Annotated in this window: 19 protein-coding genes; 7 read left to right on the top strand and 12 right to left on the bottom strand. The window is 69.7% G+C overall.

From position 1 onward, the window contains the following. Window positions 1–59: 59 nt before the first annotated feature. On the bottom strand, window positions 60–959 hold the full coding sequence (locus ACFYTS_RS24715; protein ID WP_357282381.1) for a sulfurtransferase: 900 nt from the start codon (window positions 957–959) through the stop codon (window positions 60–62). A gap of 166 nt (window positions 960–1,125) precedes the next feature. Here ACFYTS_RS24715 and ACFYTS_RS24710 point away from each other — a divergent pair, with 166 nt between their 5' ends. Beyond that, window positions 1,126–1,941 carry a transcriptional regulator gene (locus tag ACFYTS_RS24710; protein ID WP_357282154.1) on the top strand — a complete coding sequence of 272 codons (816 nt, stop codon included), beginning with the start codon at window positions 1,126–1,128 and terminating at the stop codon, window positions 1,939–1,941. Here the strand turns inward: ACFYTS_RS24710 and ACFYTS_RS24705 are convergent. From ACFYTS_RS24705 to ACFYTS_RS24680, 6 genes are all read right to left on the bottom strand, one after another. After that, on the bottom strand, window positions 1,867–2,508 hold the full coding sequence (locus ACFYTS_RS24705; protein ID WP_387307453.1) for a Maf family protein: 642 nt from the start codon (window positions 2,506–2,508) through the stop codon (window positions 1,867–1,869). The genes ACFYTS_RS24710 and ACFYTS_RS24705 overlap by 75 nt on opposite strands. A 6-nt stretch (window positions 2,509–2,514) precedes the next feature. Further along, window positions 2,515–2,826 (bottom strand): acyl-CoA carboxylase subunit epsilon, encoded by a 312-nt coding sequence (locus tag ACFYTS_RS24700; protein WP_357098496.1) that lies wholly within the window; start codon window positions 2,824–2,826, stop codon window positions 2,515–2,517. Between the two features lie 146 nt (window positions 2,827–2,972). Further along, window positions 2,973–4,610, bottom strand: a complete 1,638-nt coding sequence (locus ACFYTS_RS24695; RefSeq protein WP_357282155.1) for an acyl-CoA carboxylase subunit beta — start codon at window positions 4,608–4,610, stop codon at window positions 2,973–2,975. A 252-nt stretch (window positions 4,611–4,862) separates the two neighbouring features. Continuing rightward, window positions 4,863–6,053 carry a hypothetical protein gene (locus ACFYTS_RS24690; protein ID WP_387307451.1) on the bottom strand — a complete coding sequence of 397 codons (1,191 nt, stop codon included), beginning with the start codon at window positions 6,051–6,053 and terminating at the stop codon, window positions 4,863–4,865. A gap of 193 nt (window positions 6,054–6,246) precedes the next feature. Further along, entirely contained in the window at window positions 6,247–7,587 is a 1,341-nt protein-coding gene (gene lat / locus ACFYTS_RS24685) for an L-lysine 6-transaminase (RefSeq protein WP_357282157.1), read from the bottom strand. A gap of 100 nt (window positions 7,588–7,687) precedes the next feature. Continuing rightward, window positions 7,688–8,140 carry an Lrp/AsnC family transcriptional regulator gene (locus ACFYTS_RS24680; protein WP_033085113.1) on the bottom strand — a complete coding sequence of 151 codons (453 nt, stop codon included), beginning with the start codon at window positions 8,138–8,140 and terminating at the stop codon, window positions 7,688–7,690. A gap of 59 nt (window positions 8,141–8,199) precedes the next feature. Between ACFYTS_RS24680 and ACFYTS_RS24675 the strand changes: the two genes are divergently transcribed. Continuing rightward, complete coding sequence (locus ACFYTS_RS24675) at window positions 8,200–9,729, top strand: aldehyde dehydrogenase family protein (RefSeq protein WP_387307449.1); 1,530 nt, start codon at window positions 8,200–8,202, stop codon at window positions 9,727–9,729. Here the strand turns inward: ACFYTS_RS24675 and ACFYTS_RS24670 are convergent, their stop codons facing one another. Beyond that, a complete protein-coding gene (locus ACFYTS_RS24670) occupies window positions 9,730–10,575 on the bottom strand; it encodes an SDR family oxidoreductase (RefSeq protein WP_357282161.1) in 846 nt (281 codons plus the stop codon). It lies immediately after the preceding gene. Next, window positions 10,572–11,531: a patatin-like phospholipase family protein gene (locus ACFYTS_RS24665; RefSeq protein WP_387307447.1), complete on the bottom strand. Its 960-nt coding sequence runs from the start codon at window positions 11,529–11,531 to the stop codon at window positions 10,572–10,574. Before ACFYTS_RS24665 ends, ACFYTS_RS24670 begins: the two co-directional genes overlap by 4 nt. Before the next feature lie 69 nt (window positions 11,532–11,600). Here ACFYTS_RS24665 and ACFYTS_RS24660 point away from each other — a divergent pair, with 69 nt between their 5' ends. Next, window positions 11,601–12,236 carry a TetR/AcrR family transcriptional regulator gene (locus tag ACFYTS_RS24660; RefSeq protein ID WP_357282163.1) on the top strand — a complete coding sequence of 212 codons (636 nt, stop codon included), beginning with the start codon at window positions 11,601–11,603 and terminating at the stop codon, window positions 12,234–12,236. Here ACFYTS_RS24660 and ACFYTS_RS24655 read toward each other — a convergent pair. After that, complete coding sequence (locus ACFYTS_RS24655; protein ID WP_357282165.1) at window positions 12,184–12,726, bottom strand: histidine phosphatase family protein; 543 nt, start codon at window positions 12,724–12,726, stop codon at window positions 12,184–12,186. The genes ACFYTS_RS24660 and ACFYTS_RS24655 overlap by 53 nt on opposite strands. A 112-nt stretch (window positions 12,727–12,838) precedes the next feature. Between ACFYTS_RS24655 and ACFYTS_RS24650 the strand changes: the two genes are divergently transcribed. The 3 genes from ACFYTS_RS24650 (at window position 12,839) to ACFYTS_RS24640 (ending at window position 19,632) form a co-directional block, all read left to right on the top strand. Next, window positions 12,839–17,944, top strand: a complete 5,106-nt coding sequence (locus ACFYTS_RS24650; protein WP_387307445.1) for an ATP-dependent helicase — start codon at window positions 12,839–12,841, stop codon at window positions 17,942–17,944. 174 nt (window positions 17,945–18,118) lie between these two features. Beyond that, window positions 18,119–18,889 carry a DNA-formamidopyrimidine glycosylase family protein gene (locus ACFYTS_RS24645; protein WP_387307443.1) on the top strand — a complete coding sequence of 257 codons (771 nt, stop codon included), beginning with the start codon at window positions 18,119–18,121 and terminating at the stop codon, window positions 18,887–18,889. Window positions 18,890–18,993: 104 nt separating this feature from the next. Further along, window positions 18,994–19,632, top strand: coding sequence for an NAD(P)-binding domain-containing protein (locus tag ACFYTS_RS24640; RefSeq protein WP_357282170.1), 639 nt, complete (start codon window positions 18,994–18,996; stop codon window positions 19,630–19,632). A gap of 51 nt (window positions 19,633–19,683) precedes the next feature. Here the strand turns inward: ACFYTS_RS24640 and glpD are convergent, their stop codons facing one another. Continuing rightward, complete coding sequence (gene glpD, locus ACFYTS_RS24635) at window positions 19,684–21,432, bottom strand: glycerol-3-phosphate dehydrogenase (protein WP_387307441.1); 1,749 nt, start codon at window positions 21,430–21,432, stop codon at window positions 19,684–19,686. Between the two features lie 93 nt (window positions 21,433–21,525). Here glpD and glpK point away from each other — a divergent pair, with 93 nt between their 5' ends. Beyond that, window positions 21,526–23,022 (top strand): glycerol kinase GlpK, encoded by a 1,497-nt coding sequence (gene glpK / locus ACFYTS_RS24630; RefSeq protein WP_387307439.1) that lies wholly within the window; start codon window positions 21,526–21,528, stop codon window positions 23,020–23,022. Here the strand turns inward: glpK and ACFYTS_RS24625 are convergent. Continuing rightward, entirely contained in the window at window positions 23,007–24,188 is a 1,182-nt protein-coding gene (locus ACFYTS_RS24625) for a PLP-dependent aminotransferase family protein (protein ID WP_387307437.1), read from the bottom strand. The genes glpK and ACFYTS_RS24625 overlap by 16 nt on opposite strands. Window positions 24,189–24,261: the final 73 nt, after the last annotated feature.

Genomic DNA, 24,261 nt, shown 5'->3' with positions numbered 1-24,261 from the left:
CTGTTCTACCAGACTCCGCGGAAGCCTCCACAGGGAATCCCCCGAAGGGGGTTCGGGCGTTACGAGCTTGCCACGACCGAGGGCGCCGCGCCGGGTTCTTCACCGATCACGATGGGCGCACCCACGGCATTGGCCCACTCGGTCCAGGAGCCGTCGTAGTTGCGCACCCCGTCCACACCCAGCAGGTAGGTCAGGACGAACCAGGTCAGCGCCGACCGCTCCCCCACCCGCGAGTAGACCAGCGGCGCGACGCCTTCGATCACCCCGCCGTAGATGACATCCAGCTCGACCCGGGGCCGGAAACGGGCGTCCGCGCCCACCGACGAGGTCCACGGGATATTGACCGCGGTCGGGATGTGACCCGCGCGCAGCGCCTGCTCCTCGGGACGGTCCAGCACCACCAGATCGCCGGTGTACTCCTCGAACGCGCGCGAGTCGATGAGCGGCCCGCCCAGGTGCGCCACCACGTCCTGCCGGAAGGCGCGCGCGGACTTGTCGTCGCGATCGGCCACCGGGTACTGGCCCAGCCCGGCGGCGGGCACCTCGAAGGTGGTGTCGCGAGCCTCGGAGATCCAGGCGTCGCGGCCGCCGTCCAGCAGGCGCGCGTCCTCGTGCCCGAAGAGGGAGAACACCCACAGGGTGGCGGCCGCGGTGCCATTGGATTTATCGCCGTAGATGACCACGGTGTCGCCGCGTTCGATGCCCTTGGCCCGCATAAGGTTGGCGAAGGTCGCGCCGTCGACGACATCGCGAGTACGCGGATCGATCAACTCGGTCCGCCAGTCGATCTTGATGGCACCGGGGACATGGCCGATGTCGTATAGCAATATGTCTTCGTTGGACTCGATGATCTTGAGTCCCGGCGTGCCGATGTTTGCCGACAGCCACTCTGTGGTTACTAGTCGGTGAGGATGTGCGTAGGAGCCGAATGAGTGATGCGGATCCGGAGCGACAGGCACGGTGTGGTCCTTCACGCGTGGTGGGTTAGGTATTGGCGGTTCGATTCTCTGCACCGATCGTAGGCATGTGGCGGTTACGAAACTCGTTTCAGATCACGAATCGGATGATTGGACGAATTAAGCGCAGCTTCATCCGATAAAGTCTCTCGAAGAGGAGGGGTGATCTATGTCCGATTCTTGGCCGCGACGGCGACTGCTGGCGATCCTACGTGGCGCCAGCGAGCCTCTCGACGCCCAGGAACTCGCGCGCGTCACCGGACAGCATGTGACAACGGTGCGTTTCCATTTGGATGTGCTGACCCGGGAATCGCTGGTCCGCCAATTCCAGCAGCCGCCCCGCGGCCGCGGCCGCCCGCGCATCGGCTATACCGCTGTACAGCGATCGGTGGGTTATCAGGAATTGGCGCAAGTGCTGGCAGATCAGCTCGGCAGCGACCCGCGCCGCCGCTCGGAAGCCGCCATCAGCGCCGGCCGGGCCTGGGGCTCGAAACTCGAAGCCGCCGACCAGCCCATCGAATCGCTCGAGGACGCCAAGGACCTCACCGTCACCCTGATGTCGGAACTCGGCTTCGCGCCCGAACGCGATCAGGCCGGCGAGACCGACGAATCCGCCATGATCCGCATGACCGCGTGCCCGCTGCGCGAACTCGCCCGCACCCACTCCGAGGTGGTGTGCGGCGTACACCTGGGCCTGATGCGTGAAGCCCTGGACCGCAACGGCGGGCGGGAGAACGTGAACGTGCGCCTGCACCCGTTCGTGGAGCCCGAATTGTGCGTGGCGCGACTGGAATTGCTGCAGGGCCGCCCCGGCGAGGACGCGCGCGACGGTCAGGCCGAGACCGACGAACCCCGATCAGCCACCGGCGAGCCCAGATTGGCGCCCTCGGCCGGGCGGATCGCGCCGCAACTACGCGCGGCCACCGATCCACAGCCGCGCAATGCCGACACCCACCTCGGCAAGCAGTCGACGAACCAGTGGTAGTCCGATACCGATGACACTCGACGGGTCGCCGTCGATCTTGTCCACGAACCAGCCGCCCATGCCGTCCAGCGTGAAGGATCCAGCCACCTGCAGCGGCTCCCCCGTCGCGATGTACGCGTCGAGTTCCTCCGGCTCGAGTTTGGCGAAATGCACCGTGGTGGAACTGCAGTCGGCGGCCTCGCCGACGATCTCTCCGGCATTCAGCCGCAGCACACAGTGACCGGTCAGCAGATCAGCGCTGCGTCCGGCCATCTCGGCCCAGCGCGCGCGGGCGACCTCGGGAGTCAGGGGTTTGCCTTGCAGAACGCCGTCGACGAGCAGCATCGAATCGCAGCCCACGACAACGGAATCGGTGAAGGCGGGATCACCCGCCAGCTGCCCGGCCACCTCCAGCGCCTTGGCGCGGGCCAGCTCGATCACCACTCGATCGGGCGGGGTGTCCGGGGGAAGAGCCTCGGCCACGGCGTCCTCGTCCACGTGGGAGACCCGGACGACCGGCTCGACGCCCGCGTTGCGCAGGACGCCGAGCCGAGCCGGAGATTGTGACGCCAGTACGAAGACGGTCACAAGCCGTCAGTCGCGCAGGTGCGAGAGGGCCGGAAAGGCGTAGGGGGAGAACGGCGAACTGCCGCGGTGCAGCAGGGTCGGGCGACCCCACATGTCCGCCGGGCCACGGTCGGCCGGAGCGGCGGCGGTCGCCGACGCGGCGGCGAACACGCTCACCAGGGCGGCGAGCTCGAGGTCGGTCGGGTTGCCCTTCAGGACCTGGATGACCGGACCGGTGCTCGCCGGTTCGATCTCCGCGACGGCGGTGTCGATGGCGTCCGCCAGATCCTCGACAGCCAGATCCAGTTCGGCGGCGCGCAATACCTCTTCATCGGCCATGGTCGTCACAGCGCCAGTCCTCCTGTCCTTCGCCGCGGGGGTGGTGCGGCGTTCCTTCATCTTTGCCCGGATGAGGCGATCGTGCGCGGTACGAGTCCCACTGTCCTATTCGACAGTGTGCGCCTCACACCGCGCATATCGCATTTTCAGAGCGGAATGTTGCCGTGCTTCTTCGGCGGCAGGGACACCATCTTGCGCTCCAGCAGACGCAGCGCCGACACGATCTGACCGCGGGTGTGCGACGGCGGGATGACCGCGTCGACGTAGCCGCGCTCGGCCGCCACGTACGGGTTCACGAGGGTGTCCTCGTACTCGTTCTGCAGCTCGAGGCGCAGAGCGTCGACGTCGTTACCCTCGGCGGCCGCGGTCTGCAGCTGCTTGCGGTACACGAAACCGACCGCTCCGGAAGCACCCATGACCGCGATCTGAGCGGTCGGCCACGCCAGGTTCACATCGGCGCCCATGTGCTTGGAACCCATGACGTCGTAGGCGCCGCCGTAGGCCTTGCGGGTGATGATTGTGATCTTGCCCACAGTGGCCTCACCGTAGGCGTAGAGCAGCTTGGCGCCGCGGCGGATGATGCCGTTGTACTCCTGGCCGGTGCCCGGCAGGAAGCCCGGCACGTCGACCAGGGTGATGATCGGGACGTTGAAGGCGTCGCAGGTGCGCACGAAGCGCGCGGCCTTCTCCGAGGCGTCGATGTCCAGGCAGCCCGCGAACTGCGAGGGCTGGTTGGCCACGAAGCCGACGCTGCGGCCGTCGATGCGGGCGAAGCCGACGATCACGTTCATCGCGCGCTCGGCCTGGACCTCGAGGAACTCCTCGTCGTCCACCAGGCGCTTGATGACCTCGTGCATGTCGTACGGCTGGTTCGGGGAGTCCGGGACGATGGTGTCCAGCTCGAGGTCGGCCTCGGTGAGGTTCTCCTCGATGGCGCCCGCGGCGGCGGTGGCCGGGAAGCGGGGGGCCTCGGCGCGGTTGTTGCTGGGCAGGTAGCCGAGCAGGTCGCGCACGTAGTCCAGGGCGTCCTGCTCGCCGGAGGCGACGTAGTGCGCGACACCGGACTTGACCATGTGGGTGTGGGCGCCGCCCAGCTCCTCCATGGTGACTTCCTCGCCGGTGACGGTCTTGATCACGTCGGGGCCGGTGACGAACATCTGCGAGGTCTGGTCGACCATGACGACGAAGTCGGTGAGGGCGGGCGAGTAGACGTGGCCACCCGCGGCCGGGCCCATGATCAGCGAGATCTGCGGGATGACACCCGAGGCCTGGATGTTGCGGTGGAAGATCTCACCGTAGAGGCCCAGGGAGACGACGCCCTCCTGGATGCGCGCGCCGGCGCCCTCGTTGATGCCGACGAGCGGACGACCGGTCCGCAGGGCCAGGTCCATCACCTTGACGATCTTCTCGCCGTAGACCTCGCCGAGGGAGCCACCGAAGACGGTGACGTCCTGGGAGAAGATGCAGACGTCGCGACCGTCGATGGTGCCGTAGCCGGTCACCACGCCGTCGCCCAGCGGACGCTGGTTCTCCAGGCCGAAGTTCACGCTGCGGTGCCGGGCCAGCGCGTCGAGCTCGACGAAGGAACCCTCGTCCAGCAGGGCGAGGATGCGCTCACGCGCGGTCATCTTGCCCTTGGCGTGGACCTTGTCGACCGCCGCCTCACCCATCGGGTGCTTGGCCTCTTCCAGCCGATTGCGCAGGTCAGCCAGCTTGCCGGCGGTGGTGTGGATATCGGGGGCACCCGCCGGACCCGGCGAAGGCTGATGCTGGACACTCGTCATGCCCCGGAGTGTAACCAGTACCAGACCCGCTTCGTAATCCAGTCGGGGCTACTCGTGAGTATGGTTATTGACTACCCGCCAGTAAAAACCCGCAGGTAGAGCACGATATCCGGCTTCTCCGCCGGGCAAACTCGAACAATGTTCAATAGTGGATCTCGCCAGTCATCCCGGCAAGCTTTTGGCGGGGTCCACACTTCGGTTCACCGCGCTACTTCTCGGTCCGACCGAGCCGCCGCCGGAACCGGCGACGGCTCAACGCATTACGCCGGTGTGGCCCGTCGAGTACCGGCCCGGCTGCGGCCAGATGGTGAGCCCGTGCGCCCCGCGGCCGACCGGAATCCGGGCCAGCAGCTTCCAGTCGACGATGTCGATGGCGTACACCTCGCCGTGGTTGCGGCCCGAGACCCAGAACACCCGCCCGTCCGCGGACAGGTTGCCCATGTCGGGGCTGCCGCCGCCGGGGATGCGCCAGGTGTCGGCCAGCCGCCCGGTGGCGAAGTCCCAGACCGAGATGCTGCCCTCGCCGCGGTTGGTGATGAGCATCCGCTTCGAGTCGCGGGTGATGTAGAGGCCGTGGGTGCCGCGGCCGGTCTGGACGAAACCGGTGTTGTCGAAGGTCCGGGCATCGAAGACGTAGATGCCGCCCGCCATCATGTCGGCCACGAAGAAGGTGCGGCCGTCGGGCGAGAGCTTGACGTCCTGTGGCATGCCCGACGAGCCGCCGGGCAGGTCGATCATACGCAGCAGGCTCAGGCCCGCGATGTCGACCACGGCCATGCGCCCGCCGAATTCGCAGCTGACCAGGGCCGTGCGGCCGTCGGCGGTGAAGTCCATGTGATTGACGCCGTGGCATTCGGGCACCGCGATGTCGTGCAGTTTCTGCCAGCTGTGCGGGTCGTAGAAGTCCAGGGACCGGTCGGCCTCGGCAACGACCAGGGCGTATTTCCCGTCCGGGGTGAAGTACATGTTGTACGGGTCGCGGACGGGGATGGGGTCGCCGGGCTTGCCGGTGCGCGGGTCGATGGGCAGCAGGCTGCCGCCGCCGATGGGCAGATCGTTGTTGGCGTAGAGCGTCTGCAGGTCGTAGGAGGGCACGACATGCTGGGGTTCGCTGCCACCGGAGGGGTAGCTGTCGATGACCTCGAAGGTGGCGGGGTCGATGACGGTGATGGTGTGCGACTCGCTGTTGGGGACGTAGACGCGGGTGGGCTGGCTGGTGACGGCGGGGCTCATCTCCCGGGTGGCGGCGTAGACGTCGGTGGGCGAGAGCGGCGGCGGCATGCCGGGCAGGAGGTGCGGCGCTTCGGCCGCGGCGGGCGCCGCGCCGGCCGGGGCGGAGGACGGTGCGGCGGTCGGCAATGCGGGACCGGTGTCACCGTTCGAGCAACCGGACAGCATCGCCAGCGAGAGAATCAGACCCAGACGTGCACCCCGCGCGATCACAGGGTGCACCGTGCCATGCCGACATTGCGGTGAGCTGACATGTCATTGCGGTGAGCTGACATGTGGTCGAATAGTAGGCGGCGACACGGATGTTCGCGGCGACAACGCGGGGTGTCGCCACGCCGCGCGCTTCGGGCAAAAGCCATCATTCAGCAAATGCGGACGGGCCGGATCGGGCGATCCGGCCTGCGGCTCAACCCAATACGCGGTCGAGAGCGTCCACGGCCTCGTCGAGTTCGGCGGCGGTCACCGTGAGCGGCGGCCGGAAGCGGATGCCGCGTTCGCCGGTGCCGAGGATCAGGACGTGCTCCTGCTCGCGCAGGCGGTTCACCACATCGTTGCGGAGCGCCGCGGATTCGAGGGTGATCGCGCACATCAGGCCGCGGCCGCGCGGATCGGTGACTTCCGCATGGGCGGTGGACAATTCGATCAGACGGTCGAGCAGGTGGGGGCCGAGGTCGCGGGCGCGGGAAACCAGGTTCTCGTGCTCGATCACCTCGAAGACGCGGCGGGCGCGCACCATGTCGGCGAGGTTGCCGCCCCAGGTGGAGTTGAGGCGGGAACTGACCCGGAAGACGTTGTTGGGCACCTCGTCGACGCGGCCGCCGGCCATGATGCCGCACACCTGGGTCTTCTTGCCGAAGGCGACGATGTCGGGCTCGAGCCCGAATTGCTGGTAGGCCCACACGGTGCCGGTCATGCCGACGCCGGTCTGCACCTCGTCGAGGATGAACAGCGCGTCGTGCTCGTGGCACAGCTGCTGGATCGCGGACAGGAACTGCGGCCGCAGGTGCCGGTCGCCGCCCTCGCCCTGGATCGGTTCGGCGATGAAACACGCTATGTCATGCGGGTTTTCATGGAAGGCGCGGCGGGCCTGGCCGAGGGCGTGGCGTTCGGCGGCCTCGATGTCGAGGTGGTCGGGCCCGAGGTAGGGGGTGTCGATGCGGGGCCAGTCGAACTTCGGGAAGCGCGCGGTCTTCACCGGATCGGTGTTGGTGAGCGAGAGCGTGTACCCGCTGCGCCCGTGGAAGGCCCCGGTCAGGTGCAGCACCTTGGTGCCGAGTTCGGCTGGGCGGCCGTGGGTTTCGTTGTGCCGGGACTTCCAGTCGAAGGCGGCCTTGAGGGCGTTCTCGACGGCGAGCGCGCCGCCGTCGATGAAGAACAGGTGTGGCAGTCGCGGATCGCCGAGCACGCGCACGAAAGTGTCTATGAAGCGCGCCATTTCGACGGTGTAGATGTCGGAGTTGCTGGGCTTGTTGAGCGCGGCGGTGGTGAGACCGGACAGGAAGCGCCTGTCGCCGAGCAGGGCCGGATGATTCATGCCCAGCGTGTTGGACGCGAAGAAGCCGAACATGTCCAGGTACGAGGTGCCGTCGCGGGCGTCGACCAGTCGGAGTCCACGTGACTTGCGCAGGTCCAGTACGAGGTCGAAGCCGTCGGCGAGGATGCTCGCCGACAGGATCTCATGCACCCGGGCGGGGGTGACAACGGTGGTTTCGGCGGCCGCCCCGAGCCGATCGAGTTCGAGGGTCACGCCCTCAGGGTAAATGAATATTTACGGCAATGCCCGTAAGTTCCGGAATAATTACGTCCGTAACCGTGTCGTCATCCGAAGGTCTGCGGCTTGACCGGGGCTACTTGTCATAGAATGTTTGCAGAATGATGGTGCTTCGCGTCCTGACGTTGGCCGTAGCGCGGATCTCCTGCAGCAGCTGCTCCAGGTGTCTGGGCGAGGCCACCCGCACCATGAGCATGTAGCTCTCGTCTCCGGCGACCGAATGACACGCCTCGATGCCCGGAATGTGCTGCAGCAGTGCGGGTGCGTCATCGGGTTGTGACGGGTCGAGAGGAGTGATCGCGACGAAAGCCGACAGCATCTGGCCCAGCGCCTCGGGATCGACGTTCGCCGTGTAGCCGCGAATCACGCCCCGCGCCTCGAGCCGCCGCACCCGCGACTGCACCGCGGACACCGAAAGGTTGGCCTTCTCCGCCAGATTGGACAGGGTGGCGCGACCATCGGCAATCAGCTCACGGATCAGCAGTCGATCGATGTCGTCGAGTACAGGTTTCGCCGGTGTATCCGCCATCAGCGAAGGCTAACGCAGCGAAACGAACTCGGTTGCCGGAACCCAACCTGGAGCATGTAATGACTCACGCACCGACCCAGACCGCGACCCGTGAGCTCCGTGAGCAAACGGAGACGCTGCTGCGACGGCTGGGCGTCGACACGCCCGAGCCGGGTGAACTCTCGGCCCGCACCCCGATCACCGGCGGTGAGCTGATCACCCTGCGCGCGAGCGACTCCGCCGCCGTGGACGCCGCCATCGGCCGGGCGCACGCGGCCTTCCGGGACTGGCGCGCGGTCCCGGCGCCGCAGCGCGCGGCGGTGGTGCGGCGGCTGGCGGCGCTGCTCGCCGACCATCGGGACGACCTGGGCGAACTGGTCACCCTGGAGGCGGGCAAGATCGGCGCGGAGGCCCGCGGCGAGGTCCAGGAGATGATCGATGTCTGCGAGTTCGCCATCGGCCTGTCGCGGCAGCTGTACGGGCGGACCATGCCGTCGGAGCGGCCCGGCCACCGGCTGATGGAGACCTGGCATCCGCTCGGGGTGGTCGGGGTGATCTCGGCGTTCAACTTCCCGGTCGCGGTGTGGGCGTGGAACACCGCCATCGCGCTCGTGTGCGGGGACACGGTGGTGTGGAAGCCGTCGGAGACGACGCCGCTGACCGCGCTGGCCTGTCACGCGCTGCTGCGCCGGGCGGCGGTCGACGTGGGCGCGGATCCCGAAGTGCACCAGTTGATCCAGGGCCCGGCGGCGGTCGGCGAGCAGCTGGTGGACGATCCGCGGGTGGCGCTGGTGAGCGCGACCGGGTCGGTGCGGATGGGTCGGCTGGTCGCGCCGCGGGTGGCGGCCCGGTTCGGGCGCTGCCTGCTGGAGCTGGGCGGCAACAACGCCGCCATCGTCGCGCCCTCGGCGGATCTGGAGCTGGCCACCCGGGGCATCGTGTTCGCGGCCGCGGGCACGGCCGGTCAACGCTGCACCACGCTGCGCCGATTGATCGTGCACGCCGAAGTGGCCGAGCCGCTGCTGAATCGGATTTCGGCGGCGTATCGGCAACTGCGCGTGGGTAATCCGCTCGAGGAGGGCGTTCTCGTCGGGCCGCTCATCAACGAGCGGGCCTACGACGGCATGTGCGCGGCGATCGATCGGGCACTGGCCGACGGCGGCGAACTGCTGTGCGGTGGTGAGCGTTTCGAGGGGCCGGACGAGAACGCCTTCTACGTCCGCCCGGCCCTGATGCGCATGCCCGCGCAGACCACGGTGGTGCGGGAGGAGACCTTCGCGCCGATCCTGTACGCGATGACCTACCACGATCTGGACGCGGCGATCGAGCTGCACAACGCGGTGCCGCAGGGTCTCTCGTCGTCGATCTTCACCCGCGATCAGCGGGAGGCGGAGCGGTTCCTGGCCGCCGACGGGTCGGACTGCGGCATCGCCAATGTCAATATCGGCACCTCGGGGGCCGAGATCGGCGGCGCGTTCGGCGGCGAGAAGCAGACGGGCGGTGGCCGCGAGTCCGGGTCGGACTCGTGGAAGGCGTACATGCGCCGGACCACCAACACTGTCAACTACTCCACCGAACTGCCGCTGGCGCAGGGCATCCGGTTCGAGTGATTAGTCCTCGGCGTTGATCGCGCGCACCTGCTCCTCGTACCGTGCGCGCACCTGCTCGTCGGCGGGGTGCAGGGCCCGGTCGCCGTTGAAGAGCCGGCGGACCAGCCGGACCGCGGGCTCGGGCGCGGCGGCCAGGGCGACGTCGATGGGGCCCAGGTAGTTCGGTACGGCCACCTCCGCGCGACGGCTGCGGACCGTGCCGACGATGGCCTCGGCCACGTCCTCGGGGTCGACGGTGGGCATGCCGCCGCCCAGCGCGAGGCCCGAGGACAAGCGGGTGCGCACGGCCGAGGGCATGACGCAGCTGACGCTGACGCCCCGCGGCGCGAACTCCAGACGCGTCGCGGCGGAGAGGCCCACGGCGGCGAACTTGCTGGCGTTGTACACGGCCAGACCGGCGACCGGGATCTTGCCGGCCAGTGAGGCCACGTTCACCACATGGCCGTGGCCGCGCTCGATCATGCCGGGGACCACGGCGCGCATGCCGTGGATGAGTCCCCAGACATTGACGTCGATGGTGGTGTGCCCCACCGCGTCCGCCTCGTCGAGGAAGGCGCCGGCGGGCATGACGCCGGCGTTGTTGACCAGGATGTCGACGCGGCCGAAGTCGGCGACGACCTTGTCCCACCGGGCCCGATCGCGCACGTCGAGCTCGAACGCCTGCCCGTCCAGCGCGGCCGCGGCGGCCTGCGCGGCGGCGGTGTCCACATCGGCGATGGCGACCTGCGCGCCCTTGCTCGCGAACAGTTCGGCCGTGCACTGGCCGATACCGCGGCCCGCGCCGGTGATCAGGACTCGCGCTCCGGCGAGATCGATGGCCGGGTAACCGTTTCCGAAGAGACTCATGCGAAGACTCCCTGCTCGACCCGGCCGCGGAGGCTGCCGAGGCTGTGTTCGAAGGTGGGCAGACGGCGGCGGCCGTCCATGAAGTTCGGGCCCATGACCGCGAGGTCATCGGCGGTGGCGTCGATGCGCAGCACCTTGACCCCGCTCGCGCGCAGCCGGGCGATCTCACCATCGAGCTTCTCGCTCATGCGGTTTCGCAGCTGCCGTTCGACGAAGTGGCCGGCGCTGGTGACGGGCAGGCGGCCGGTGGAGGCCATGGGCGTGATCACCACGACCTCGTCGAGCCCGGCCGGGATGAGCAGGTCGGCCGAGGCGGTGGACGCCGCGCCGCCGTCGATGAACCGCCGGCCCGCGATCGGTACGGCCGGGAACCAGCCGGGCACCGCCCACGAAGCCCGCAGGGCCGCACCGAGATTCGTGTCCGGCGCGGACGGCGATCCGAACGCGACGCGTTCACCACTGGCATTGTCCATGGCCACCAGCCAGGTCGCCGGGTGCTGGACCCAGTCGCGGCCCGGGTTGAGGCGTTCGGCCAGGGACTGCAGCCAGGCCGGGTTGCCGCCCCCCAGTGGCAGCAACCCGCTGCCCGCGGTGAGCAGGGCGTGCCCGTTTCCGGGGCGGGCCAGCAGTTCTCGGACCGCGCGGCCGGGCGCGCCCAGGCGCGGGCGTGGCAGCGGCGGGAATCGTCCGGGCTCCGAACGCATGTGGGCGGTGAGGATCGGGTTGGTCGAGGTGCCGCGCTGCATGGCGACCAGTTCGTCGACGCCGACCCCGCTGCCCAGCATGGTGAGCGCCTCCGCGCCCGCGGAGGTGCCGATCATGACGTCGGCGGTGCGGGGATCCCAGTCCAGGACGTCCTGGACGGCAGCGAGCGCGGCGACGATCCAGGCCATCCCGACGGTGCCGCCGCAGCCGATGGCCAGGCCACGTCGCTGTGACCCGTTCCTAGTACTCATGGTTTCACACACTAGCAGTTTTCAAATACCGTCGGTATCCCAAATCTGGGAGAACCTAGAATCTCAGTCATGGCACGACTGACCAGGACCGAGAGCCAGGCCCGCACCCGCGCGGACCTCCTGGCCACCGCGCGCGACATGTTCCTGACAGACGGCTACGCCAAGACCAGCCTGGAACGGGTGGCCGAGGAGGCCGGGTACTCCAAGGGCGCGGTCTACTCCAACTTCCGGACCAAGTCGGCGCTCTGCCTCGAGGTGCTCGCCCTCATTCACGAGACCAAATTCGGGGAGGTCAGCGAACTGCTCGCGGGCGAGGACACCCTGGAGACCCGACTCGACCGCTTCCAGGACTGGGCCGAACACACCCTCGGCGACGTCGGCTGGACCATGCTGGAATTCGAGTTCGCCATCGTGGCCCGCGACGACCCGGCATTGCAGGCCGCCCTGGTGTCGAACCTGAGCCTGGTGCGCGGCACGGTCGCGGCGCAATTGCAGGCGCTGGCCGACTCCACGGGCCTGGCGCTGCCGATGCCGGCCGACGACGCCGCCACCGCGGTGCTGAGTCTCGGTCTGGGACTGGGCATTCAGCGCGCCATCGATCCGAGCCTGCCCGCCCGGCTGATCACCGACGCCGTGCGGGCCATGGTGCTGGCTAACGGAAGTGCAGCGTCCATTCGCCGCGATAGTGCAGCCGGGTCACGCTGACCGGCGGAACGTCGATGCGCCAGAACGAATTCGCGGGCGCGTCCAGGGTGACGAGCAGTGCGGCGCGGATCACCGCCGGGTGCGTGATGGCGATGGTCGGCTCACCGTCGAGGGCGATATCGGCGAGCCACTCCCCCGTGCGCTCGATGACGTCGACGACCGCCTCGCCGCCGTGGCCGCGAAAGTTCGGATCGGTGAGCCAGAGGTAGAGGTCCTCCTTGGGGACGGACATGAGCTCACCACCGCGCCACGCCCCCGCGTCGAGGTCGCGTAATCGGTCGTCCTCGTCACCCATCAGGCCCATGAGAGTGGCGGTCTCGACGGTGCGGCGCTCCGGGGCGGTGATGACGCGCGCGGCATGCAGCCGCCCGCACGAGGAGACCGCGCGGCGCCCGGCTTCGGTGAGGGGTTCGTCGACGGGGAATCGTGCCTTGCGCATGGCCTCGGTCATGCCGTGACTGACCAGGTCCAGCCGGAGCACCTTCTGCACGGTCCGAAGCCTACGCGCGGGGCCGGGCACCGCGACGGGATTGCCTGCCCTTCACTCCGCGCCCGCGCCCTGGTTCGCGAGCTCTGTCGGTGGGCGGGTGCAGACTGGGACGATGGATCGGTTCTCGCCCGCGACTCGAGAGTGGTTCGACGGCGCCTTCCCCGCGCCGACGGCCGCTCAGCTGGGGGCCTGGGAATCCATCGCGGCGGGGCAGCACACGCTGGTGATCGCGCCCACCGGGTCCGGCAAGACGCTGTCGGCGTTCCTGTGGGCCATCGACCGGCTGGCCGCCCGGGAACCAGAGCCGGGGCCGCGCAAGACCTCCGTCCTCTATATCTCGCCGTTGAAAGCGCTGGCGGTGGACGTGGAACGGAATCTGCGCGCGCCGCTGGTGGGGATCACGCAGACGGCGAAACGGCTCGGGGTGGCCGCGCCCGAGATCCGGGTGGGGGTGCGGTCGGGTGACACCAGCGCGGCGGATCGCCGGGGCATGCAGCGCACGCCGCCGGACATTCTGATCACCACGCCGGAATCGCTGTTCCTCATGCTGACCTCGGCGGCGCGGGAGACGCTGAGCGGGGTGCACACGGTCATCGTCGACGAGGTGCACGCCATCGCGGGCTCCAAACGCGGTGCCCACCTGGCGCTTTCGCTGGCACGGCTGGATCTGCTGCGTTCGGAGCAGTCGGCACCGGCCGCCCAGCGGATCGGCCTGTCGGCGACGGTGCGGCCACCGGAGGAGGTGGGGCGGTTCCTGGTGGGGAGCGCGCCCATCACCATCGTCGCGCCGCCCGCGCCCAAGACCTTCGACCTGTCGGTACGGGTGCCGGTGGCGGATATGACCGAACCCGATGCGGGAGCGGAGGATTCGGATCAGCCCGGCTCGATCTGGCCGCACGTGGACGAAGCGATCGTGGATCTGGTGCTGGAGCACCGGTCCTCGATCGTGTTCGCGAATTCGCGGCGGCTCTCCGAGCGGCTCACCGCTCGCTTGAACGAGGCGTATTCGGCGCGGATCGGGGAATCGGTGGACACCGAGCACGCGCCGCCCGCGCAGCTGGGGGCGTCCACCGAGGTGATCCACGGCGCGACAACGCTGCTGGCGCGCGCCCACCACGGCTCGGTGAGCAAGGAGCAGCGAGCGCTCATCGAGGACGACCTCAAGACCGGGCGGCTGCGGTGCGTGGTCGCCACCAGCAGCCTCGAACTCGGCATCGACATGGGCGCGGTGGATCTGGTGGTGCAGGTCGAGGCGCCGCCTTCGGTGGCGTCCGGACTGCAGCGGGTCGGCCGGGCCGGGCACCAGGTGGGCGAGATCTCGCGGGGTGTCATCTTCCCCAAGCACCGCACCGACGTCATCCACTGCGCGGTGGCGTCGCAGCGCATGGTGGCCGGGCAGATCGAACAGCTCCAGGTCCCCGCGCATCCCCTCGACATCCTGGCGCAGCAGACGGTCGCGGCCTGCGCGCTGGAGCCCATCGACGCCGACGCCTGGTTCGACACCGTCCGCGGCACCGGAAGCTATGCGGCGCTGCCCCGTTCGGCCTACGAATCGGTGCTGGACCTGCTGGCGGGCCGCTACCCCTCCGACGAGTTCGCCGAGCTGCGGCCCCGCATCGTGTGGGATCGCGACGCCGGGACGCTCACCGGCCGTCCGGGGGCGCAGCGGCTGGCGGTGACCTCCGGCGGCGCGATCCCCGATCGCGGCCTGTTCCCGGTGTTCATGGTCGGCGAAAAGGCTTCCCGGGTCGGCGAACTCGACGAGGAGATGGTCTACGAGTCGCGGGTGGGCGACGTCTTCGCCCTCGGCGCTACGAGCTGGCGCATCGAGGAGATCAGCTTCGACCGGGTACTGGTGACGCCGGCCTTCGGCCAACCCGGGCGTCTCCCCTTCTGGCACGGCGACTCCCTGGGCCGTCCCGCCGAGCTGGGCGCGGCCCTGGGCGAATTCGTGCGACAGGCGGGGCAGGCCGTCGAGCAACACCGCGCGCCCGCTCGAACCGCGGCCGACGGGAAGACGGCGGCCGCAGGAAAGGCCACCGCTCGAAAGGCCACCGCCGCGACGGCCGAAGGGCGTGCGCCCGTCGAATTGGCCCGAGCGCTGACCGAATTCGCCGCGGCCCACGACACCGAGGCGACGGCGGCGGACTCGTCGAGAACCGGTGTCTCGCGAGCACGCGCCTCGAAAGCCGGTGCGACCGGCCGCAAGGCCGCACCGGAGACAGAGCTGGAGCGGGTCTCGCGGGTGGCGGGCCTGGATGCGAACGCGACCGGGAATCTGGTGTCGCTGCTGGCCGAACAGCGGGAGGCGACCGGGCAGTTGCCGACGGACAAGACGCTGGTCGTGGAACGCTTCCGGGATGAGCTGGGCGACTGGCGGGTGGTGTTGCACTCGCCGTACGGGCTGCCGGTGCACGCACCGTGGGCCTTGGCGGTGGGAGCGCGGCTGCGGGAGCGGTTCGGGGTGGATGCCGCGCCCACGCCGTCCGATGACGGGATCGTGGTCCGGCTCCCGGACACCACCGATGATCCGCCCGGCGCGGAACTGTTCGTCTTCGAGACCGACGAGATCGACGACCTGGTCACCGAACAGGTCGGCGGCTCCGCGCTTTTCGCGTCCCGCTTCCGGGAGTGCGCGGCCCGGGCGCTGCTGCTGCCGCGCCGCGACCCCGGCAAACGCGCGCCGCTGTGGCAGCAGCGGCAGCGGGCCGCCCAGCTGCTGGACGTGGCGCGCAAGTTCCCCGAATTCCCGATCCTGTTGGAGACGGTCCGCGAATGCCTGCAGGACGTGTACGACCTGCCGTCGCTGCGGGATCTGCTGGGCCGGGTGGCGCGGCGGCAGATCCGGCTGGTCGAGGTGGAGACCGCCGCCCCGTCGCCGTTCGCGAACTCGCTGCTGTTCGACTACATCGGGCAGTTCATGTACGAGGGCGACAGCCCGCTCGCCGAACGACGCGCGGCCGCCCTGTCCCTGGACTCCAGCCTGCTCGCGGAGCTGCTCGGCCGGGTCGAGCTGCGCGAGCTGCTCGATGCCGCCGTCCTCGAGCAGACCGAGCGGGAGTTGCAGCGGCTCACGCCCGAACGCCATGCCCGGGATATGGAAGGACTCGCGGACCTGCTGCGGCTGCTCGGGCCGTTGACCGCCGCGGAGGCCACCGAGCGGTGCGTGGACGATCCCCGGAAGTGGTTCGCCGACCTCGTGACATCACGCCGCGCACTGGAGGTTTCCTTCGCCGGGTCGCGGTGGTGGGTGGCCATCGAGGACGCGTCCCGCCTTCGTGACGCCCTCGGCGTCCCGCTGCCGATCGGCGTCCCCGCCGCTTTCATCGAGCCTGTCGCCGACCCGCTGGGCGACCTGATCGGCCGCTACGCCCGCACCCACGGACCGTTCACGCTAGCCCAGGCCGCCCACCGTTTCGGTCTCGGTCCGGCCGTGGCGGCGACCGCCCTGCACCGCTTGGCCCTCGAAAAGCGCGTGGTGGAAGGCGAATTCACGCCCGGCGCGGCGGGCACCGAGTGGTGTGACAGCGAAGTCCTGCGCCGCCTCCGCCGCCGCTCCCTGGCCGCCGCCCGCAAGGAGGTGGAACCGGTCGCCACCGCGGCCCTGGGCCGCTTCCTCCCGTCCTGGCAGCACGTCGGCACCGGCGAACTCCGCGGCGTGGACGGCGTCGCGGCCGTGGTGGAACAGCTTGCGGGCGTGCCGATCCCGGCCTCGGCCTGGGAATCCTTGATCCTCCCGCTCCGGGTCCGCGATTACTCCCCCGCCATGCTCGACGAACTCATGGCCACCGGCGAGGTGATCTGGTCCGGCCACGGCTCCATCACCGCCAAGGACGGCTGGATCGCGCTGCACCCCGCCGAGCAAGCGGGCCTGACCCTGCCCCCGCCCGACGACATCGACCTGTCCGACCGGCACATCAGCCTGCTGACGGCCTTGGGCGCCACGGTGATCGGCGGCACCCTGCCCCCGGGCGTCGGCTCGGCCGGCCGTGCCGGTGTGCGCGGTGCGGCGAGCCCGGACAACACCGGACGCGACGACAGGACCACCGCCGCCGGCGCGGGCGGCGACGCGTCCGGCCACCGCGACAGCGCGGGTTTCGGCGGTGAGGATTCGGAGCCGGTCGGCGTCGCGCTGCCGCAGGGCGAGTACCAGGTCGTCGCGGGCAGCACCGGGGGCGCGTACTTCTTCCGGCAATTGCTGGACAGCGTCAGCTCCGCGGGCTCGGCCGGTGGCATCGGTCCCCGGGGCGCGAGCGACCGTGCCCCGATCCGTTCCGGCGGCGATGTCGGTCCCGGTGGTGGGTTCGATGCGGCGAGCGGCGTCGAGGAGGCCGCGGTGACGGCGGCGCTGTGGGATCTGGTGTGGGCCGGTCACATCGGCGGCGACACCTTCGCCCCCGTGCGCGCCCTGCTGGCGGGGACCGCTCGCACCACCACCGCGCATCGGACTCCCCGGCGCGCGCCACGCGGCCGGATGTACCTGCCGCGCGGTGGAATGCCGGCGCGCACGTCCTCCCCGCAGGTGGCCGGGCGCTGGTCGTTGCTGCCGGAGCGGGTGGCCGACCCGACCGTTCGCGCGCATACCACCGCGGATGTGCTGCTGGAGCGGTACGGCGTGCTGACTCGGGGTTCGGTGCAGAGCGAAGGGGTGCCGGGCGGGTTCGCGCTCATGTACCGGGTGCTGATCGAGTTCGAGGACCGGGGGCGTTGCCGTCGCGGCTATTTCGTGGATTCGCTGGGCGGTGCGCAGTTCTCGACCACCGATGTGGTCGATCGGTTGCGGTCGTTCGACACCGATCGGAACCGGTCGGTCGGAGATGGCTTCTCGCACGAGCCGGCGGGTAGGGCCGTGGTGCTGGCCTCCTGCGATCCGGCCAATCCCTACGGCGCGGCGCTACCTTGGCCCAAGGCTGCGGCCGAGGGCGCGGGACATCGGCCGGGCCGCAAGGCGGGCGCGCTCGTGGTGCTGGTGGAAGGCGAGCTGGCGCTGTATCTGGAACGCGGCGGCAAGACGTTGCTGACCTTCACCGAGGATCCGGCCGTGCGGACGGCCGCGGCCGCCGCACTGGCGGGGCTGGTCCACGATCGCCGGGTCGATTCGCTGGTCATCGACCGGGTGAACGGCGAATCGGTACACGGCAACACTTTCGCCGGTTTCCTGGCCGAGGCCGGTTTCGCCGCCACGCCGAAAGGCTTCCGGCTGCGGAGCCGACCATGAGTCGCCTCTCGCACCCGGTCCCGGGGGCCGGGGCGTGGGACCGGCCGGACGCCCGCCGACCGCGATCGGATGCACGGTGTGGGGCCCCGGTCGCCGTCGCAGCCCGAGCGTCGCGCCCGGCGGTCCCCACCTCGGGGCGCGACGCGCCGTCCTCGGACCGCGTCGGAGTCGGCTGTGCCTGAGGGCGATGCCGTCTTCCACACCGCCGCGCGCCTCCGGAAGGCGCTCGACGGCAAGGTGTTGACGCGCAGCGACTTCCGGGTGCCGCGGTACGCGACCCTGGATCTGCGCGGGCAGCGGGTCGAGAGTGTCGGCACCTACGGCAAGCATTTGTTCGTGCGGACGCCCGAGCTGAGCGTTCACACGCATCTGAAGATGGAGGGTGAGTGGCGGGTGTTCGCGCCCGGGCAGCGGTGGAATCGGCCCGGGTTCACGGCACGGCTGGTGCTGGGCACGGAGGACGCGGAGGCGGTCGGGTTCTCGCTGGGGCTGGTGGAGGTGCTGCGGCGGGGTGAGGAGCACACCGTCACCGACCATCTCGGGCCGGATCTGCTCGGGCCGGAGTGGGATGCCGCCGAGGCGGTGCGCCGGTTGCTGCGGAAGCCCTCGACGCCGATCGGGGTGGCGTTGCTGGATCAGACCAATCTGGCCGGGATCGGCAATATCTACCGGAGTGAGATCTGCTTTCTGCGGCGCGTCCACCCGGTGACGCCGGTGGGTGAGGTCGACGATCTGCCCGGTCTGGTCGAGGAGGCGCATCGGGTGCTGATGCAGGCGGCGCACGAACCGCCTTGGCGGGCATTGGCTTACGGTCGTCAGCGGCGCCCGTGCCGACGCTGCGGCGCCAACCTGGTCGTGCATCTGCTCGGTGACGACGCGCATGCCGATCGGGCCGAACGGGGCGTCTATTTCTGCCCCCGCTGCCAGCTCCAACCGGACAGTTGACCAGCTCGTACCGGGCGGGTGGCCCGGTGCGCACGGTGACGAGCGGGTTTCAATGGCCCCGAAAGGTGTTCCAGGGCTGGGTTTCCGGGCCTAGGGTGGGCGGCATGAAAATCGGAATCCTGGGTACCGGGGCGGTCGGGCGCACCCTGTCGGCGCGGTTGGCAGAGCTGGGACACGATGTGGTGATCGGCACCCGCGATGTGGCCGCCACCGAGGCGCGGTCGGAGGATCCGTTCCCGGCTCCGCTGGCCACCGCGGCGGAGGCGGCCGCGGGCGCGGAATTGATCATCAATGCGACCGCCGGACAGGCCAGCGTGGTCGCATTGGACGGCGCGGGGGCCTCGAATCTGGCGGGCAAGGTGGTGATCGACGTGTCGAACCCCCTGGACTTCTCGGAGGGGTTCCCGCCATTCCTCGCGGTCTGCAATACCGATTCGGTCGGTGAGCGGGTGCAGCGGGCGTTCCCCGAGGCACGGGTGGTGAAGACGCTCAATACCGTGACCGCCGAGGTGATGGTGCATCCGGAGCGGGTGGCGAGCGGCGACCACACCATCTTCCTGTCCGGCGACGATGCCGCCGCCAAGGGCGTCGTCACCGATCTGCTGCGCGAGTTCGGCTGGGACGACATCGTCGATCTGGGCGACATCACCACCGCCCGCGGCACCGAGATGATGCTGCCGCTGTGGGTGCGGCTCATGGGCGCGCTGGGCACCACGGAGTTCAACTACAAGCTGGTGCGCTGAACGGCGAACCCGGCGCCGCGGAATCCGTGGCGCCGGTTCGTCCGGCCGGGCTCAGACCGACTCGGGCTGGTTGATCGGCACCGGGTCGAGCACTTCCCGCCGCGCCTCGGGCGCCTCCGAGCGCAGCGCGTCGGCGGAGGCGTCGTCGGGCTGGGTCTGGGATTCGATCTCGGCCCGCACCCGGGCCTGGTACACGCTCACCTCGCGTTCGATATCGGCCTCGGACCAGCCGAGCACCGGGGCCACCAGCCGCGCCACCTCGTCGGCGGAATCCACGCCGCGGTGGGCGTATTCGATGCTGATTCGGGTGCGCCGGGCCAGGATGTCGTCCAGGTGCAGGGCGGCTTCGGCGGCGGCCGCGTAGACGGCTTCGACCCGCAGGTAGCCGGGTGAGTCGGTGATCGGTTGCAGCAGATCGGGTTTCCCGGCGGCGAGCCCGAGCACCTCGTCGATGAGGGAGCCGTACCGGTTGAGCAGGTGCTGGATCCGGTACGGGTGGACGCCGTACTTCTCGGCCAGGTGCGGGGTCTGGTTCATCAGCGCGTGGTAGCCGTCGGCGCCGAGCAGCGGCACCTTCTCGGTGATGGTGGGCGATACCCGGCGCGGAATGTCCTGTGCCGCTTCGTCGACGGCGTCGTAGGCCATATTGCGGTAGGTGGTGTACTTGCCGCCCGCGATGGCGACCAGGCCGGGCGCGATGCGGGCGACGGCGTGTTCACGGGAGAGTTTGGAGGTCTGGTCGCTCTCCCCGGCCAGCAGCGGCCGCAGGCCCGCGTACACGCCGGTGATGTCGGCGTGGGTGAGCGGCGTGACCAGCACCGAGTTGATGCGTTCGAGCAGGTAGTCGATATCGGATTTGGTGGCGGCGGGGTGCGCGAGGTCGAGGTTCCAGTCGGTGTCGGTGGTGCCGATGATCCAGTGGTCGGTGCTCCAGGCGATGACGAAGAGCACGGATTTCTCGGTGCGAAGGATGATGGAGGTGTCGCTGGCGATGCGGTCGCGCGGCACCACGATGTGCACACCCTTGGACGCTCGCACATGGAATCGCCCTCGTTGCTTCGCGAGGGCCTGGATTTCGTCGGTCCAGACTCCGGTGGCATTGATGACGACGCTGCCGTGCACCTCGGCGGTGCGCCCGTCCTCGCTGTCGCGCACCTTGACTCCGACGACCCGGTCGGCCTCCTTGAGGAAGCCGACCACCTGGGTGGAGGTGCGGATGACCGCGCCGTAGTGGGCGGCGGTGCGGGCCACGGTCATGGTGTGGCGGGCGTCGTCGACGACGGTGTCGTAGTAGTTGACGCCGCCGGTGAGGGCGTCCCGTTTCAGGCCGGGCGCCTGGCGCAGGGCCGCGGACCGGGTCAGATGATGCTGTCCGGGAACCGATTTCGCGCCGCCCATGGTGTCGTAGAGGACGAGACCGGCGGTGACATAGGGGCGTTCCCAGCCGAGGTGGGTGAGCGGGTAGAGGAATTTGAGCGGCTTGACCAGGTGCGGCGCGAGGGTGGACAGCGCCAGTTCGCGCTCCTTCAGCGCCTCGCGGACCAGCCCGAATTCCATCATCTCCAGGTAGCGCAGGCCGCCGTGGAACATCTTCGAGGACCGGCTGGAGGTGCCGGACGCCAGGTCGCGGGCCTCGACCAGGGCGACTTCCAGCCCCCGGGTGGCCGCGTCCAGGGCGATGCCCGCGCCGACCACGCCGCCGCCGATCACGATGACGTCGAAGGTGTCCTTGCCGAGCTGTCCCCACGCAGCTTCGCGCTGCTCGGGGCCGAGGAACTGCGATCGCGGTTGATTCGTCATACGGAGACTCCTCCGGGCTAATTTTCGGCTACCCAGCGCTACCGTAGCCCACACTAGCCCGGCGGCCGGACCGTCGTCGGTTAGCCTCGATCAATGCGTCGCTATGTGGCCGCCATCGATCAGGGCACGACGTCGAGTCGTTGCATCGTCTTCGATCAGCAGGGCCGAATCGCCGGAGTCGCCCAGCGGGAACACGAGCAGATCTTCCCGAAACCCGGATGGGTCGAGCACGATGCCGAATCCATCTGGCGCAATACCGAATCCGTGATCGCCGAGGCCCTGCAGTCCTGTGGAATCGGGGCGTCGGACGTGGCGGCCGCCGGGGTCACCAATCAGCGCGAGACCACCGTGGTGTGGGAACGCGCCACCGGCAAGCCGATCCACCACGCCATCGTCTGGCAGGACACCCGCACCGCCGACCTGACCACCCTGCTGGCCGGCGACCAGGGCCCGAACCGGTACGCCGACCGCACCGGACTGCCGCTGTCCACCTACTTCGCCGGACCCAAGCTGCGCTGGATCCTGGACACCGTGCCGGGCGCCCGGCCGCGCGCGGAGTCCGGGGAACTGTGCTTCGGCACCATGGACAGCTGGATCCTGTGGAACCTGACCGGCGAGCACGTCACCGACGTCACCAATGCCTCGCGCACCATGCTGATGGATCTGCGCACGCTGCGCTGGGACCCGCAGATCTGCGCCGAGTTCGACATCCCGTTGGCCATCCTGCCCGAGATCCGCAGCAGCTCCGAGGTTTACGCGCCCATCACCTCCGGCGCGCTGGCCGGGGTCCCGGTGGCGGGCATTCTCGGCGACCAGCAGGCCGCCACCTTCGGCCAGGCCTGCCTGTCCCCCGGCGACACCAAGAACACCTACGGCACCGGCAATTTCATGCTGATGAACACCGGCACCACCCCGGTGTTCAGTGAGCACGGCCTGCTCACCACGGTCTGCTATCAGCTGGGCGACCAGCCCGCCGTGTACGCGCTGGAGGGCTCCATCGCCGTCACCGGTTCGCTGGTGCAGTGGCTGCGCGACAATCTCGGCATCATCTCCTCGGCCGAGGAGATCGAACCGCTGGCCCGCACCGTGGCCGACAATGGCGGCGCGTACGTGGTGCCCGCCTTCTCCGGCCTGTTCGCCCCGCGCTGGCGGCCGGACGCGCGCGGCGTGGTGGCGGGCCTGACCCGCTTCGTGAACAAGGGCCATCTGGCGCGAGCGGTGCTGGAGGCCACGGCTTTCCAGACCCGCGAGGTCATCGACGCCATGCGCGCCGACGCCGACGCGCAGCGCCTGGACGTCGAGAAGGTGACCCTGAAGGTGGACGGCGGCATGGTCGCCAACGAACTGCTCATGCAGTTCCAGTCCGACATCCTGGACGCCACGGTGGTGCGCCCGGTGGTCACCGAGACCACGGCGCTGGGCGCGGCCTACGCGGCGGGCCTGGCCGTCGGCTACTGGTCCTCCACCGACGACATCCGGGCCAACTGGGCCGAGGACAAGCGCTGGACCCCGAACATGCCGGCCGCCGACCGCGAGCACCTGCTGCACGAGTGGAACAAGGCGGTGGAGCGCACCTACGACTGGGCGTGAGCCGCCGCCAGCCGATCGATCGCCTGCTCGAGGGTGGCTTCCCCGGAGGTGGTGAAGCACAGGCGCATCGAGCGGGTGTAGTCGGTGGAGACGGCGAAGGCGTTGCCGGGCACGTAGGCGACGCCCGCGTCCAGGGCGCGCGGCAGCAGGGCGGCGGTGTCGGTGCCGTCGGTGAAGTCGACCCAGACGAACATGCCGCCGGAGGCGTCGGTGCTGACCACGCGGTCCCCGAAGCGGGACCGCACCGCGCCGACCAGCGCCTTGGCCCGGGCGCCGTACACCTGGCGCACCGAATCCACGTGGGCGGCAAGCCAATCGGTGTCGCCGAGCAGGTCGGCGGCGATCTGCTGGGTGAGGGCCGAACCGCACAGGTCCGCACCCTGCTTGAGCAGCTCCACCGCGCGGCAGACCTGGGTCGGCGCGATCATCCAGCCCGCGCGCAGCGTGGGGGCCAGGATCTTGGACGCGCTGGACAGGCGAATCACGTTGGGTGAGTAGGTCGCGACCGGCGCGGGTGAGGGCCGATCGAACCAGAGTTCGCCGTACGGGTCGTCCTCGATGATCCAGAAGCCGTACCGCTCGGCCAGCTCCGCCAGCTCGCGGCGGCGCTCCGGGACCAGGGTGACTCCGCCCGGATTGTGGAAGTTGCTGACCGTGTGCACCACGGCGGGCCGCTCACCGGCGTCCAGGAGCTCGCGCAGAGCGTCGACGCGCATGCCCTCGGCATCCAGGGGAACAGCCTCGATTCGAGCTCCGGCGGCCCGGAAGACCTGCAGCGCACCGACATACGCGGGATCCTCGACCACGACGAGCGCGCCCGGATCCAGCAGCACCTCCGACAGCAGCGACAGCGCCTGCTGCGAGCCGTGGGTCACGAAGATCTCCTCGACCGGCACCGGGCGGCCCAGCCGGGCGGACTCGCGGACGGCCAGCACCTCGCGCAGCGGACCCCAGCCGGGCGACTCGGTGTACTGCAGCCGGGCGCGGTCGGACAGGGCGGCGTCGGCGGCCGCGGCGATGCGGTCGCGGGGCATGAGTTCGGCGTCGGGCAGACCTCCGGCCAAGCTGATGATGTCCGCGCGCGAGGTGAGTTTGAGCAGGTCACGGATCGCCGAGCTCTGCAGGCCGTCGAGCCGCCGCGCGAGGGGCGGGAAGGTCGCGGACATGAACCACCTCCGAGGGAACGCCGGGGTATGCGAAACTCCACCATGTCACGCGGAGACCAGGATATGAAATCCA

Origin of the sequence: Nocardia sp. NPDC004151 (assembly GCF_042874235.1) — a bacterium.
In the GTDB taxonomy this organism is placed as follows: domain Bacteria; phylum Actinomycetota; class Actinomycetes; order Mycobacteriales; family Mycobacteriaceae; genus Nocardia.
This window is presented reverse-complemented; position numbering and strand designations above follow the sequence as displayed.